Source organism: Nonomuraea insulae (assembly GCF_042656245.1).
On sequence record NZ_JBHSPA010000052.1, the window covers coordinates 67,277 to 79,827 of the forward strand.

Consider the following 12,551-nt stretch of genomic DNA (forward strand, 5'->3'; position numbering starts at 1 on the left):
TTACCTGCGCGCCCGCTGGGGAGAGGCTGGAGGAGGGAGGTGGTCGGCATGGACTACAAGCAGTGGAACATCCACATCTGGATCAGCGAGGACGACGACGACGCTCTGACCACGGCCACGGCGGTGTTGTTCACTCCGGACGGCAAGCGGCACGAGAGTGTGGCACACGCCCGCCGCAACCCCGACGACCGGCCGGTGCCCGGGATCGGGGACGAGCTGGCCGTCGGGCGGGCGCTGTCGGACCTGGCCTCGAAGCTCATCGAGGAGGGCGCGGAGGACGTGGCCCAGATGGCGAGCCCGGCGCGGTCACAGTAGCCCGGCGCCCGCCAGGAGCTTGCCGATCCGGCCGACCTCGTCGTCGTTGAGCGGGATCTGCGGGAGCGCGGTGATCGGGCAGTCGATGACGCCGCGCAGGTGGAGTGCGGCCTTGAACGCCCCGAGGCCCGACGAGCTGCCGCCCATGCGCGTGCCGCCGACGTGGACGATCTCGAACAGCCTGGCCAGGCGCTCCTGCTCCGCCCTGGCCCCCTCCCAGTCGCCTCGGGAGGCACAGCGATAGAGCTCGACGTACCCGTGCGGGTCCACGTTCCCCAGCCCGGGCACCACGCCGTCGGCCCCCATCCACAACGCGGAGTCCACGGTCACCTCGGACCCGGTCAGCACGCTGAACGGCGCCTCGCGCCCCATGATGACCGCGCGCAGCCCGCCGTCGTCCCCGCTGGAGTCCTTCACCCCCGCCAGCACACCCTCGGCCGCCAGCCCCAGCAGCAACTCGGCGCTCAACTTGGTGTGTACGGAAACCGGCAGGTCATAGGCGTAGACCGGCAGCCCGGCCCGCCCGGCGACGGTCCTGAAGTGTGTCCTGATCTCCTCCGGATGCGTGCGCGTGTAGAACGGCGCCGTCACCACCAGCCCCGACACCCCGGCCTCGGCGGCGACCCGCACGTGCTCCAGCACCCGGGGCGTGGTCATGTCGATCGCCCCCGCCAGCACCGGCACCTGCCCGCCCACGTGCCCGACCACGGTCTCCAGCACCGTCCGCCGCTGCGCGTCCGTCAGGTACGCCACCTCCGACGACGACCCCAGCACGAACAGCGCGTCCACCCCCCCGTCGATCAGATGGTCGATCAGACGGACGAGCGAGGCGGCATCCACCTCATAGTCCGGGGTCATGGGGGTGCACACCGGCGGAATCACACCTGAGAGTGTCGCGGACTCGGCGACATTAGACAGCGTCGCGGACTCGGCGACATTGGTAATCGTCATACGCGCTCCTGGATAAGCTCAAGATCGGTCGCTCCCGCCGCCACCGGATGATGGCAGTGGAAGAGGTGGTCGTCGTCGTTCTGGGCCGCGGGCCATTCGGCCGCGCAGATGTCGTCCGCCCGCCAGCACCGCGTACGGAACGGGCACCCGCTGGGCGGCCTGGTGGCCGAGGGCACGGCTCCCACCAGCGGGATCGGGTTGATCGGCGAGATCAGCCCCGGCGTGGCAGAGAACAGCGCCCGCGTGTACGGATGCCGCGCCGCCAATGGCACCGCCTGCGCCGGAGTCTGCTCCACGATCCGCCCCAGGTACATGGAGACCACGCGATCGCTCATCCTACGTACGGTCTGGATGTCGTGCGAGACGAACACCATCGCCAGCCCCAGCCGCTCCTGCAGATCGAGCAGCAGGTTGAGTATCTGCGCCCGCACCGACACGTCGAGCGCGCTGGTCGGCTCGTCCGCCACGACCAGTTCGGGCTCCAGCGCCAGCGCCCTGGCCACCGCCACCCGCTGCCGCTGCCCACCGGAGAGCTGGCTCGGCAACGCGTCGGCCGCGCTGGAGGGCAGGCCGACCAGATCGAGCAGCTCCCGCACCCGGGCGTCCCGCTGTGCCGGGGTCCCCCGCCTGTGCACGTTGAGCGGATCGCGCAACACCTGCCTGACCGGCAGCCGCCGGTTGAGCGCCGTGGACGGGTCCTGAAATATCATCCCCACGTTGGAGCCCAGCAGCGCCCGCCGCTCGGACTCCTTCAGCCCCCACAGATCCTGCCCCCGGTGGAGCACGCTCCCCGAGGTCGGCCGCTGCAACCCCACCAGCACCTTGGCCAGCGTGGACTTGCCGCACCCCGACTCCCCCACGACCCCGACCGTCTCACCGGGACTGACCGTGAGGGAAGCGGCGGTCAGCGCGTAGACGCGGTCGCGCGAGAACACCCTGCCCGAGCGGGCCTTGTGCACGACGTGCACGTCCTTCAGCTCAAGCACTCTGCTCACTCTCCACAAGGGCCGGGTGATGGCAGGCGAACCGATGCGTGTCGTCGCCCATCAGCACCGGCCTCTCGGTACGGCACACGTCCGTGGCCATCGAGCACCGATCGGCGAACCGGCACCCCGGCGGGAAGTCGGCCGGCGCCGGCACCACGCCGCGGATCTGGGTGAGCCGCTCGGCTCCTGACTCCAGCGACAACACCGAGCCCAGCAGCCCCCGAGCGTAGTGGTGGGCCGGGGCCCCGACCAGGGTCGCGGTGACGCCGGTCTCGACGATCTGGCCGCCGTACATGACCACCACGCGATCGGTCACGTCGGCCACCAGTGCCAGGTCGTGCGAGACGAGGATCAGCGCGAACCCCAGCTCCTCGCGCAGCCGCAGCAACAACTCGATGACCTGCGCCTGCACGGTCACGTCGAGCGCCGTGGTGGGCTCGTCGGCGACGATCAGCTTGGGCTCGCGTGAGAGCGCCATTGCGATCAGCACCCGCTGGCGCTGCCCGCCCGACAGTTCGTGCGGGTACGACGACAGGGTCCGGCGGGCGTCGAGGCCGACGAGTTCGAGCAGTTCGGCGGGGCCGCGCCGGCCGCCGCGCCGGGTGAGCTGCTTGAGCTGGGCCTTGATGGTCATGGCCGGGTTCAGCGAGGAGAGGGCGTCCTGGTAGATCATCGCCATCTCGTGGCCGAGCAGCCGGCGGCGGGCCCCCTTCGACTCGGCCAGCAGTTCCCGCTGGTCGAAGCGGATGTGGCCACTGACGCGGGCGTCGCGGGGTTGCAGGCCCATGATGGTCAGCGCGGTCAGCGACTTGCCGCAGCCGGACTCGCCGACCAGGCCGAGCACCTCGCCTGGGCGCACCTCGAAGCCGATGCCGTCCACGATGTCCACCGTCGCCGAGTCCGCGACACCGTCTACCATCGCCGAGTCCGCGACGCCGTCTCCCCCGCTGGGGAACCCGATCCGCAGCCGCTCCACCGCCAGGATCGGCGGCCCCTGCGGCAGCGGCCTGGCCCGCTCGGCCAGCCGTCGCGCGGCCTCGGCCAGCCCCGGCAGCTCGACCATCTCGCCGGAGCCGGGCTTGGCCTGCTCGAACGCGTCGCCCTTGCGCACCGCGGCCTTGCGGGCGGCCGGCGCGGCCCAGGCGTCGGAGATGCCCTCGGACAGGATGTTCAGGGCGAGCACGGTGATCAGGATGAGCAGCCCTGGGAAGACCGTGGCCCACCAGCCGCCGAGCAGCACCAGGTTCTTGCCGTCGGCGATGACGCTGCCCCAGGAGGGGTTCGGCGGGCGTACCCCGGCTCCGATGAACGACAACGACGCCTCGAACACGATCGCGTCGGCCACCATCACCGTGCAGAACACCAGCACAGGAGCCGCGCAGTTGATCGCGACGTGCCTGATGAGGATGTGCGGCGTGCGGGCGCCGATGACGCGCTCGGCCGCGACGTAGTCCTCGCCGTACTGGGCGATCACGTTGGCCCTGATGACCCGGGCCACGGACGGCATGTAGAGGAAGGCCATGGCCAGGACCAGCACCGGGATGCTGCCGCCGAACACCGCCACCAGCACCGCGGCCAGCGCGATGCCGGGGAAGGCCATGATGACGTCGAGCACGCGCATGAGGGTCTCGTCCACGGCCCGGCGCGAGGTGGCCGCGACGGCGCCGATGACGGCCCCGGCCACCAGGGCGAGCGCGGTGGCGCCGAGGCCGATGATGAGCGACCAGCGGGCGCCGTGCAGGAGCCTGGACAGGATGTCGCGGTTGGCGCTGTCGAGCCCCATCCAGTGCGCGGCCGACGGACCTCCGCCGGCGGCCTCCTGGAAGTACGGCGACTGCGGCGCGATCCACGGGGCCAGCAGCGCGGCCAGCACGACGACCACGATGAGGCCGACGGCCAGCCACGACAACGGCTTGAGCCGGCGGAATCGCATGCCGGGCCTGGACAGGCGCTCTGTCAGTCCACGTCTCATGTGGCGCTCCTGAGGCGAGGGTTGACCAGCAGATAGAGGACGTCGACGACCAGGTTGACGACCATGAAACCGATCGCGATGGTCAGCACCACGCCCTGGACGACGGCCGGGTCGCCGTCGCGCACGGCGTTGATCATGAGCTGGCCCATGCCGGGCAGTCCGTAGATCGTCTCGATCACCACGGTGCCGCCGATCAGGTAGCCGATGCGCAGCCCCAGCACGGTCAGCGGGTTGATCAGGGCGTTGCGCAGCACGTTCCGGCCGACGACCACGATCATGGGCAGGCCGCTGCCGATGGCCGTGCGCACGTAGTCACGATCCAGCTCCTCCACCATCGACGTACGGATGATGCGGGTGAGCTGGGCCGCGATCGGCAACGACAACGACAGGGCGGGCAGCGTCATCGACTGCAGCCAGCCGGCCATCGAGTCGGCCGGGTTGATGTACCCGCCGGTCGGGAACAACCCCTCCCCGACCGCGAGCCACTGGATCATCAGCAGGGCCAGCCAGAACGCCGGCGCCGCCACGCCGATCAGCGACACCACCCGGATCACCTGGTCGGGCCAGCGGTCGCGGAAGAGCGCCGCGGTGACGCCGAACACCAGCGACAGCACCACCGCCACGGCCAGGCCGAGGAAGGTGAGCTGCAACGTCAGCGGCAGCGCGGTCGTCACCGACTCGATGACCGGCTTCTTCGTCAGCACGCTGGTGCCCATGTCGCCCTGCGCCAGGTCGGCGACGAACCGCACGTAGCGCAACGGGAGGGGGTCCAGCAGGCCGTTCTCGAGCTGGAACTGGTGGATCTGCTCGGGGGTCGGGTTCGCGCCCTGGAAGTAGGCGTACTCCGGCTTGCTGCTGGAGAAGCGCATGACGATGAACACGAACGCGACCACGCCGAGCACCAGCGGGATCAGGATGAGGAGCCGCCGCAGCAGCATCCTGGCGACGAGTGTCATGTCCTCTTGGCCTGCAACAGGTTGATGCCGGGGTAGGGCTGGGCGTGGATGCCGGAGAGCTTCTTCGGGTCCCAGGCGGTCATCAGCTCGTTGTGCACGACCGGGTAGAGGATGGCCTGCCCAGCCACGAAATCCAGATATTTGTGGATCAGCTCGGTTCGCTGGGCCTTGTCCGTTTCCTTGCCGGCCTCGTCCATCATCGCGAACAACTTCCCGGCGTCCTTGGTGCCGTCCCAGTGGCTGTACTTCATCCACAGGCCGCCGGGCACGTAGTTGTAGTGCAGGATCAGGTCGGCGTCCATGCCGAACTGGTTGGGGTTCGAGGCCGCCGCGACCACCTGGTAGTCCTGGAACTGGTCCATCTTGGCGAACAACGCGGCCGTGTCCTGCGGCTCCAGCGTCGTCTTGATGCCGACCGCCTCCCAGGAGGCGGCGATGGTGGGCAGGCAGTCCGCGATCCAGCTCACGTTGACGGCCATGAGGTTGACCGTCAGGTCGCCGACCCCGGCCTCCTTCAGCAGCGCCTTGGCCTTCTCGGGGTCGTAGTCGTAGACGACCGAGGCCCGCTTGTGGTCGGGATGGCCCTCGTTGAGGAAGGAGCTGGAGGCCGTGCCGTGGCCCTTGAGCGCCACGTCGATCATCTTCTGCTTGTCGATGGCGTAGTGCAGGGCCTGGCGCACCCGTACGTCGTCGAAGGGTTTCGCGGCCGTGTTGAACATCAGGAACATGTGGTTCATGCCCTTGCCGCCCTCGACCGTGAGCCCCTGCTGCTTGAGCTGGTCGACGTTGGCGTACGGGATGTTGTCGGCGATCTGCGCCTCGGCGGACCCGCCGGAGATCTTGGCCACGCGGGCGGCGGCGTCCACGATCGTCAGCCAGTTCATCTGCTTGACCGTGGCCGGACGGGGCCCGTTGTAGCCGTCGAACGCCTCGAACGAGGTGTTGGACTTGGGGTTGTGCGCCTTCATCTTGTATGGCCCCGAGCCCACCACCTTGCCGCCCTTGGCCTGGTCCCAGGCCCCCGCCTGGCTGAACACGTGCTTGGGCATGATCTTGGCGATGGTCAGCCTGGGCGCCGCGTCGGGGAACGGGAACTTGAACACCAGCTCCACGTTCTTCTCATCCACCTTCTTCACCTCCTTGAGCCAGGACTTGAAGAAGTTGCCGGCCAGCACGTTCGCCTCGGGGTCGAGGATCCGCTCGAACGTGAACATCACGTCGTCGGCCGTCACCGGCTGCCCGTCGTGCCACTTGGCGCCGTCCCTGAGCGTGAACGTCCATGAGGTGGCGTTCAGGTCGGACGGCAGCGCGGTGGCCAGCGCCGGGTACGGCTCGCGGCTGATCGGATCGGTGTCGAGCAGCCCCTCGTACACGTGGTTGATCCCGGCCATCGCGAAGGCGGACGCGGTCTGGGTCGGATCCCAGCTCTGGTCGTTGCCGTACCCGATGACGGCCGTGATGAGGTCCTTGTTTGACCCGGCGCCGACCGACCCGGTCGAGGCGGGGCCGCCGGAACAGGCGGAGAGCGTGGCCGCGATGAACGCCGCCGCACCGGTCGCCCCGCTGTAACGCAGGAAGTCGCGGCGACTGAACTCAGAGCTCACGGATGCCTCCTGGAAGAGGGATATGGAACGTGGGACATCCCATGTCCTATGTTGTGCGTAAAGTGGACGGTAAACGTAGCCCTGGCTTGAGGTCAACAGAAGATTTCCGGAATGTTACCTAGGACGAAAGGAATTTTCATGGCCACAGTCCCGCGCCCGGCGCGCCCCAGCCGCGCCACGGAGGCCCAGGAGGGCGTCAAGGACCTCATCGTCAAGCGCGGGCTCGTCGCCGGGGATCCCCTCCCCACGGAGTCGGAGCTCATGGAGGAGCTCCAGGTCAGCCGCAACTCCATCAGGGAAGCCCTGAAGGGCCTCCAGGCGGTGGGCATCGTGGACATCCGCCACGGCTTCGGCATGTTCGTCGGCCGCATGTCCCTGGCCGGCCTGGTGAACGAGCTGACCTTCCACAGCCGCATCACCCTCCAGAACGGCGCCAACCACCTCGCCCACCTGGTCGAGATCCGCGAGCTCCTGGAGAGCGGCCTCGTGCAGCGCCTGATCGAGCTGGGCCCGGAGATCGACCTGACGCCGATCGCCGACGTCATGACCAGGATGGAGACCGAGGCCGACGCCGGCCTGGTCTCCCCCGAGACCGACCGGCTCTTCCACGACCTCCTCTACCGCCCGCTCGGCAACCCTCTGGTGAGCCAGCTCCTGGGCGCGTTCTGGGACGTCTACTACCAGCTCCGCGACGCTCTGGGCGCACCGGACGAACCAGCCGCCGACGTCGCCAAACGGCACCGCGACATCTACACCGCCGTCCTGGCGGGCGACCACGTCGCCGCCGTGGCCGCCGTGCGCGCGCACTTCGAGGGTGTACGCAACCGCGTCGCCAACCTGGCCGCCTCCTATTGACCCGGCCACCTCTCCACCCGCCGCCACCGGCACCGCCACTCGTCGAACCACTGCGCGAACCACGGATGCGCCCCGGCCAGCGGCATGATGTACGCGACCGTCTGCAGGTAGTAGCGCCGCTGGAACCGCCACGGCATCCGCTGCAGTTGCTGCACGTTGCTCACCCGATCCGACAGCTTCACCAGCACGGCGCGCGGCGGCGCCTTGACCAGCGAGGCGAGATAGTCGGCCTTCGAGCCGCCGCGCGGCTTGGTCACCCACCGCACCATCGCCGACACCTCGGGGCCGAACCGCCGCGCCACCTCGCCCTCGGTGCAGGAGGTGTCCTCCAGCACGTCGTGCAGCACGATCGCGACCAGCACGTCCCTGTCGCTCAGCCGGGCGCCGGTCACGGCCACCTCCAGCGCCTCCAGCAGATGCTCCGTGTACGGCCGCCCGGTGGGCCGCTGCTGCACCCCGTGCTTCCGCCCGGCGAAGGCGACCGCCGTACGCAGGTCGTCCACGGTGGCCGCCGGGAGCGCCGCTGACAGCGGGCCTTCCGCGTGCGCCCAGGACGGCCAGCTCGTGAAGATCTCCATCCCGCTCCTTCGTATGTGATCGTGCCGCGAGCGTGTCCTAGGCTGAGAATATGGCCGAGATCGCCGTCGCCGACGGGTCGTGGACGTTCAATGGGGAAATGCTGCGCATCGTCCCCGGCAGTGGAAAGGACGTACACGAACTGCGCCGGACGCTGGGCGGGGTGACCGCGCCGCTCGACGCGATCGCGAGCGTGACGTTCGAGCCGGCCCGCAAGGGCGGCCATCTGCGCCTGCGGCTGCGCAAGGGGGCCGACGCGCTGTCCGACGTCGTCGCCGGCACGCTGGCGGCGCCGGCCGACCCGTACCGGCTGGCGGTGCCGAAGGTCCGCGCGGGAGCCGCCGAATACTTCGCCGACGAGATCCGCGACACCCTGCTCGTCTACCAGACGCCGGGCGGCCCGTGCGACGACTACCTCCTGTCACCTCCCGACGTGCCCATCTCGGCCACGGCCGGCGACGGCACGGCGTTCTTCGACGGGGAGCGGGTGCGGCTGGAGTGGACCGGTTTCGCGGCCTCGGAGAAGGAGAAGGCGGGGCCGCAGGAGTTCCCGCTGACGGACGTGACCGGGGTGGAGTGGAAGCCGCAGTCCGGCATGGGCTACGGCACGCTCCGCTTCCGGGTCAAGGGTCTGGGCCCGACCCAGCAGCCGCAGAAGGACGTGCGCTGTGTATCTTGGGGCATCCAGCGCTTCGGCGGCTCGACGGCCCTGGTCGCCGCCGCCGTGCTCGCCCGCCTGCCGCGCGAGGTGCCCGAGCTCCCGCCTGCTCCGCCGCCGGTCGCCGACGACGTCCATGACGCGGTCCTGCGCCGTCTGACGGAGCTCGGCCAGCTGCACCGCACGGGCGTGCTGACGGACGAGGAGTTCGCGACGGCCAAGCAGGCCATGATCCGCCGCCTTCAGTAGTCCTAATTGAGGAGTGACAGTGACACGTGACGAGGAGAAACTGCTGCGCCGGGCGATCGAGCTCGCCGTGGAGGCCCGCTCGGGCGGCAACCCGCCGTTCGGCTCGCTGCTGGCCGGGCCCGACGGCGCCGTCCTGATCGAGGAGCGCAACAGCTCGCTCACCGACGCGGACATCACCGCCCACCCGGAGCTGAAGCTGGCCCGCTGGGCCGCCCGCGAACTCGACCCGGCCACCGCGGCCGGCACCACGATGTTCACGAGCTGCCAGCCCTGCGGCATGTGCGCCGGCGCCATCGCCCGCTCCGGCCTCGGCCGGGTGGTGTACGCCCTGTCCGGCGACCAGCTCAACAGCCTCAAGCCGCCAGGCAACGCCTTCACCGACGCTCCCTCCGAGGGGCCCGCCCTGTACGAGGAGGCCCGCGTACCCGTGGAGGGCTACTACACCTAGGCAAACGGCAACTCTCCGCATACGATCGACCACGAAACGTCATGGTCGATCGTAGGAGGGGCAATGTTCAAGGGAACGCGCATCGCGGCGGTCGTGGGGGTCGCGCTTCTGTCCGCGGGGCTCACGCCGTCCGCCTCTGCGGCGGCGGCCAACGTCCTGCGGTGCGACACCTTCGTCCATGAGAACGACAGGGACCTCGGCATCGCCTCGTGCTCCAACCCCACCGGCCAGAACTGGATCTTCCGGGCGGTGGTGACCTGCGGCATGTCCCCCGACGTGGTGGGCGAGTGGGTGACGCTCACACCGGGCGGCTCGGGGCAGTCGCAGGGTTACTGCGGGGGCATCTTCACCACCGGGGTCGGCGCGGTCGGCGTGGACGAGCGACCGGCCTGAGACAAACAGAACGGGCACTGTCCGGCGAATGGACAGTGCCCGTATAAGTGGTGCGCCGCCAGGGACTCGAACCCCGGACCCGCTGATTAAGAGTCAGCTGCTCTAACCAACTGAGCTAGCGGCGCAACAGAGATAACTCTATCAGCCGCCGCCCAGTGCCCGCGCCGCCTTATCCCAGCCTGGCAGCCAGCTTCTCGTAGGTCCCGAGCATCAGATCCCAGAACCTCTGGACGTCCATGGCGGTCGCCACCAGCGCGTTCGCCCGCCGGTCGCCGATCTTGAAATCGGTCACGGTCATCCCCCGCGTGAACTGCCCGGCCGTCTCCACGTTCACCACGGCCGGCACGCAGGTGAAGAGGCTGGGATCAAGCACGTACGCCACCGCGCACGCGTCATGGAGGGCCGGCCCGCCCTCGGCCGTCACCACTCCGTAGAACTGCGACGCGGGCACCAGCAGTTCCTTCCCCAACCGGCCGAGCGGCCGCATCCGCTCCAGCACCGCCGAGGTAACCGTCGCCGTCAGCGTCACGTCGAGCCCCAGCATCGTGACCGTCCACCCGGCCTCGAAGACGATCGCGGCCGCCTCGGGGTCGGCCAGCATGTTGAACTCGGCCGCCGGGTTGTGGTTGCCGCGGGTGTAGGAGCCGCCCATGATGACCAGGCCGCGGGCCCACTCCACGACGCGGGGCTCACGGCGTACGGCGAGGGCGAGGTTCGTCAGCGGCCCCACGGCCACCAGCGTGATCTCTCCGGGGGCGGCCCGCAGCGTCTCCACGATGAAGTCGACCGCGTGCCCCTCGGACGGCCCCCGCCGCGGCGCGGGCAGCACCACGTCGCCGAGCCCCGTGCTCCCGTGCACGGCAGCCGCCCTGACCGTGTGCCGCAGGAGCGCGCCCGCGCTGCCCGGCGTCACCGGCACGTCCCCGAGGGCGAGGAATTCCCGCAGGGCCAGCGCGTTCGCGGTGGTCAGCGGCAGATCGACGTTGCCGCCCACCGTGGTGATGCCCACGACGTCGAGGGAGTTCGCGGACTCGGCGAAATCGGAAGTCGCGGAACCGGCGGCCAGGGCCAGGGCGAGCGCGTCGTCGATGCCGGGGTCACAGTCAATAAGAACTTTCTTCACGGACCGGAGGATACGCATGAATCGGGCCGGGCAGCTCCCCCAAAGCTGCCCGGCCCGATCGTTGGCGGTCCAGGCCGGCGCTTTCCCCCAAAAACGCCGGCGGTCCCGCACTCGCGAACCGCGGTCCCCCTCCGCGTCCGCATCGGTGAAGGTCCATCGGCCAGGTTCAGTGCCCCTGACCTGCTATAACGCTACCGAGGCGAATGTAACGGTCGCGTCATAACGCGGTCGAATATCTGTTTAATCCACCTACGGAAGCTCCAATCGAACCTCCGTGCCGTCCTCCAGCGACCTGCTCACCGTGCAGTACTTCTCATGCACGCGCCCGGCCACCGCCCTGAACACCTCATCGGCCTGCTCCGACGGCAACTCCACGTCGTAGGTCACCGTCACGGGGCCCAGCCTGTTCGGCTCGACCTTCTCGGCCGCCACCGTCATCGCCAGCCGCACCAGCCGATGCCCCCGCTGGGCGGTGAGCGGCTCCACGGTCACGATGTTGCATCCGCCCACCGCCGCGAGCAACAACTCGACCGGACTGAACACCCCGTCATCGTCGCCGCCACCGATCAGAACCTCGGCGCCACGGGCGTTCGTGGCCCGGAACCCGCCCTCTTCAGTACGCTCGACCCACACGTTAGCCATGTTTCAGACCCTACTCAGAAACCTTTAATGTTCGTTCAGGAACGTGTAGGCATGGCTAGCGAGGCGAATGCTCATCAGGGCCCGATCCTCTTCTGGTGCGGGGTCGCGGTGGCCGAGTTCGGCGCCCTCCGACCGGGTTTCGGTTACCCCTGGACCCCGACCGCATACGCGGCCGCGGCGCTGCTCGTGGCGCTCGGCTTCGTCAGTGTCGCGGCGGCTGACTACCTGCGCACCGAAGAGGCCAGGCAACGCCTGCGGCTCGGCGGTTACCTGGTGGGGGCGCTGCTGGTGGCACACCAGTTCAGCTCCACCGCCTATGTGACGGGCCTGAGCCGCGCGGGCTCGATCCTGCTCTACACGATGGCGGCCGCGATGGCGGTCTGGAACCACCAGGTCCCGCGCGCGACCAGGCCGGCCCTGCTGATCGCGACCGGGCTCGACCCGCACTCACTGCGCGACCGGCTGGCGGGCGAGGCCGACACCGTGGCCGTCTACCGCGCCGACCGCGCCACCGACGAGCTGCGCGACCTGGAGTCCCGCTACCGTCTCATCCTCGTCGTGGGCGAGGAGCACGATCCGCGCGCCAAGGAGCGCCTGAGCGCCTCCGGCCTCAGCCGCGAGATCCCCGACATCGCCGAACGCGAGGTGGTGGTGGCCGGTCCGCGGCGGTTCAAGCGGTACGTGGCGGGCGCCCTGTCACGCCTTGCCATCCCGAGATCACAGATTCATTTCAAATCCGGGCAAAAGGTTTAGGCTCCCCATACGCCTCGTCTGGAAGCGTAGGCCCCCGGGACAAGGAGGCAAGGTGACGACTTCGAATTTC

The 12,551-nt window shown here is 69.4% G+C and carries 14 protein-coding genes and 1 tRNA gene; 6 read left to right on the forward strand and 9 right to left on the reverse strand.

From position 1 onward, the window contains the following. Positions 1 to 48: 48 nt before the first annotated feature. Positions 49 to 315 carry a DUF1876 domain-containing protein gene (locus ACFPZ3_RS40185; RefSeq protein WP_379519603.1) on the forward strand — a complete coding sequence of 89 codons (267 nt, stop codon included), beginning with the start codon at positions 49 to 51 and terminating at the stop codon, positions 313 to 315. On the opposite strand, the gene ACFPZ3_RS40190 is transcribed toward ACFPZ3_RS40185, so the two are convergent. From ACFPZ3_RS40190 to ACFPZ3_RS40210, 5 genes are read right to left on the reverse strand one after another with little or no spacing between them, the layout of a single operon-like run. Beyond that, positions 307 to 1,266 (reverse strand): dihydrodipicolinate synthase family protein, encoded by a 960-nt coding sequence (locus ACFPZ3_RS40190; RefSeq protein WP_379519604.1) that lies wholly within the window; start codon positions 1,264 to 1,266, stop codon positions 307 to 309. The two genes, ACFPZ3_RS40185 and ACFPZ3_RS40190, sit on opposite strands and share 9 nt — an antisense overlap. Beyond that, a complete protein-coding gene (locus ACFPZ3_RS40195) occupies positions 1,263 to 2,252 on the reverse strand; it encodes an oligopeptide/dipeptide ABC transporter ATP-binding protein (protein WP_379519605.1) in 990 nt (329 codons plus the stop codon). Before ACFPZ3_RS40195 ends, ACFPZ3_RS40190 begins: the two co-directional genes overlap by 4 nt. Beyond that, a complete protein-coding gene (locus tag ACFPZ3_RS40200) occupies positions 2,245 to 4,224 on the reverse strand; it encodes a dipeptide/oligopeptide/nickel ABC transporter permease/ATP-binding protein (RefSeq protein ID WP_379519606.1) in 1,980 nt (659 codons plus the stop codon). The genes ACFPZ3_RS40195 and ACFPZ3_RS40200 overlap by 8 nt, the downstream gene beginning before the upstream one ends. Beyond that, entirely contained in the window at positions 4,221 to 5,180 is a 960-nt protein-coding gene (locus ACFPZ3_RS40205; RefSeq protein ID WP_379519607.1) for an ABC transporter permease, read from the reverse strand. Before ACFPZ3_RS40205 ends, ACFPZ3_RS40200 begins: the two co-directional genes overlap by 4 nt. Next, on the reverse strand, positions 5,177 to 6,784 hold the full coding sequence (locus tag ACFPZ3_RS40210; protein WP_379519608.1) for an ABC transporter substrate-binding protein: 1,608 nt from the start codon (positions 6,782 to 6,784) through the stop codon (positions 5,177 to 5,179). Before ACFPZ3_RS40210 ends, ACFPZ3_RS40205 begins: the two co-directional genes overlap by 4 nt. A gap of 138 nt (positions 6,785 to 6,922) precedes the next feature. Between ACFPZ3_RS40210 and ACFPZ3_RS40215 the strand changes: the two genes are divergently transcribed. Continuing rightward, positions 6,923 to 7,639 carry a FadR/GntR family transcriptional regulator gene (locus tag ACFPZ3_RS40215; protein ID WP_379519609.1) on the forward strand — a complete coding sequence of 239 codons (717 nt, stop codon included), beginning with the start codon at positions 6,923 to 6,925 and terminating at the stop codon, positions 7,637 to 7,639. Here the strand turns inward: ACFPZ3_RS40215 and ACFPZ3_RS40220 are convergent. After that, the gene (locus ACFPZ3_RS40220) at positions 7,633 to 8,217 is read right to left on the reverse strand and encodes an HD domain-containing protein (protein WP_379519610.1); all 585 of its coding nucleotides are present in this window, start codon (positions 8,215 to 8,217) and stop codon (positions 7,633 to 7,635) included. The genes ACFPZ3_RS40215 and ACFPZ3_RS40220 overlap by 7 nt on opposite strands. A 50-nt stretch (positions 8,218 to 8,267) precedes the next feature. Here ACFPZ3_RS40220 and ACFPZ3_RS40225 point away from each other — a divergent pair, with 50 nt between their 5' ends. From ACFPZ3_RS40225 to ACFPZ3_RS40235, 3 genes are all read left to right on the forward strand, one after another. After that, positions 8,268 to 9,122 carry a DUF4429 domain-containing protein gene (locus ACFPZ3_RS40225; RefSeq protein ID WP_379519611.1) on the forward strand — a complete coding sequence of 285 codons (855 nt, stop codon included), beginning with the start codon at positions 8,268 to 8,270 and terminating at the stop codon, positions 9,120 to 9,122. Positions 9,123 to 9,141: 19 nt separating this feature from the next. Beyond that, positions 9,142 to 9,570: a nucleoside deaminase gene (locus tag ACFPZ3_RS40230; RefSeq protein ID WP_379519612.1), complete on the forward strand. Its 429-nt coding sequence runs from the start codon at positions 9,142 to 9,144 to the stop codon at positions 9,568 to 9,570. Between the two features lie 63 nt (positions 9,571 to 9,633). Next, positions 9,634 to 9,963, forward strand: a complete 330-nt coding sequence (locus ACFPZ3_RS40235; protein WP_379519613.1) for a hypothetical protein — start codon at positions 9,634 to 9,636, stop codon at positions 9,961 to 9,963. A 48-nt stretch (positions 9,964 to 10,011) separates the two neighbouring features. Here ACFPZ3_RS40235 and ACFPZ3_RS40240 read toward each other — a convergent pair. From ACFPZ3_RS40240 to ACFPZ3_RS40250, 3 genes are all read right to left on the reverse strand, one after another. After that, positions 10,012 to 10,088: transfer RNA gene (locus ACFPZ3_RS40240), tRNA-Lys, on the reverse strand. 44 nt (positions 10,089 to 10,132) lie between these two features. After that, entirely contained in the window at positions 10,133 to 11,086 is a 954-nt protein-coding gene (locus tag ACFPZ3_RS40245) for a nucleoside hydrolase (RefSeq protein WP_379519614.1), read from the reverse strand. Positions 11,087 to 11,335: 249 nt separating this feature from the next. Further along, positions 11,336 to 11,728: an OsmC family protein gene (locus ACFPZ3_RS40250; protein ID WP_379519615.1), complete on the reverse strand. Its 393-nt coding sequence runs from the start codon at positions 11,726 to 11,728 to the stop codon at positions 11,336 to 11,338. A gap of 51 nt (positions 11,729 to 11,779) precedes the next feature. On the opposite strand from ACFPZ3_RS40250, the gene ACFPZ3_RS40255 reads away from it, so the two are divergent. Further along, the gene (locus tag ACFPZ3_RS40255; protein WP_379519616.1) at positions 11,780 to 12,481 is read left to right on the forward strand and encodes a hypothetical protein; all 702 of its coding nucleotides are present in this window, start codon (positions 11,780 to 11,782) and stop codon (positions 12,479 to 12,481) included. Positions 12,482 to 12,551: the final 70 nt, after the last annotated feature.

Excerpts from the sequence above, each read along its gene's own strand:
- ACFPZ3_RS40185 (WP_379519603.1), top strand. The coding sequence starts at position 49 with ATGGACTACAAGCAGTGGAACATCCACATCTGGATCAGCGAGGACGAC.
- ACFPZ3_RS40215 (WP_379519609.1), top strand. The coding sequence starts at position 6,923 with ATGGCCACAGTCCCGCGCCCGGCGCGCCCCAGCCGCGCCACGGAGGCC.
- ACFPZ3_RS40255 (WP_379519616.1), top strand. The coding sequence starts at position 11,780 with ATGGCTAGCGAGGCGAATGCTCATCAGGGCCCGATCCTCTTCTGGTGC.
- ACFPZ3_RS40200 (WP_379519606.1), bottom strand. The coding sequence starts at position 4,224 with ATGAGACGTGGACTGACAGAGCGCCTGTCCAGGCCCGGCATGCGATTC.
- ACFPZ3_RS40250 (WP_379519615.1), bottom strand. The coding sequence starts at position 11,728 with ATGGCTAACGTGTGGGTCGAGCGTACTGAAGAGGGCGGGTTCCGGGCC.
- ACFPZ3_RS40190 (WP_379519604.1), bottom strand. The coding sequence starts at position 1,266 with ATGACGATTACCAATGTCGCCGAGTCCGCGACGCTGTCTAATGTCGCC.
- ACFPZ3_RS40235 (WP_379519613.1), top strand. The coding sequence starts at position 9,634 with ATGTTCAAGGGAACGCGCATCGCGGCGGTCGTGGGGGTCGCGCTTCTG.
- ACFPZ3_RS40205 (WP_379519607.1), bottom strand. The coding sequence starts at position 5,180 with ATGACACTCGTCGCCAGGATGCTGCTGCGGCGGCTCCTCATCCTGATC.
- ACFPZ3_RS40225 (WP_379519611.1), top strand. The coding sequence starts at position 8,268 with ATGGCCGAGATCGCCGTCGCCGACGGGTCGTGGACGTTCAATGGGGAA.
- ACFPZ3_RS40220 (WP_379519610.1), bottom strand. The coding sequence starts at position 8,217 with ATGGAGATCTTCACGAGCTGGCCGTCCTGGGCGCACGCGGAAGGCCCG.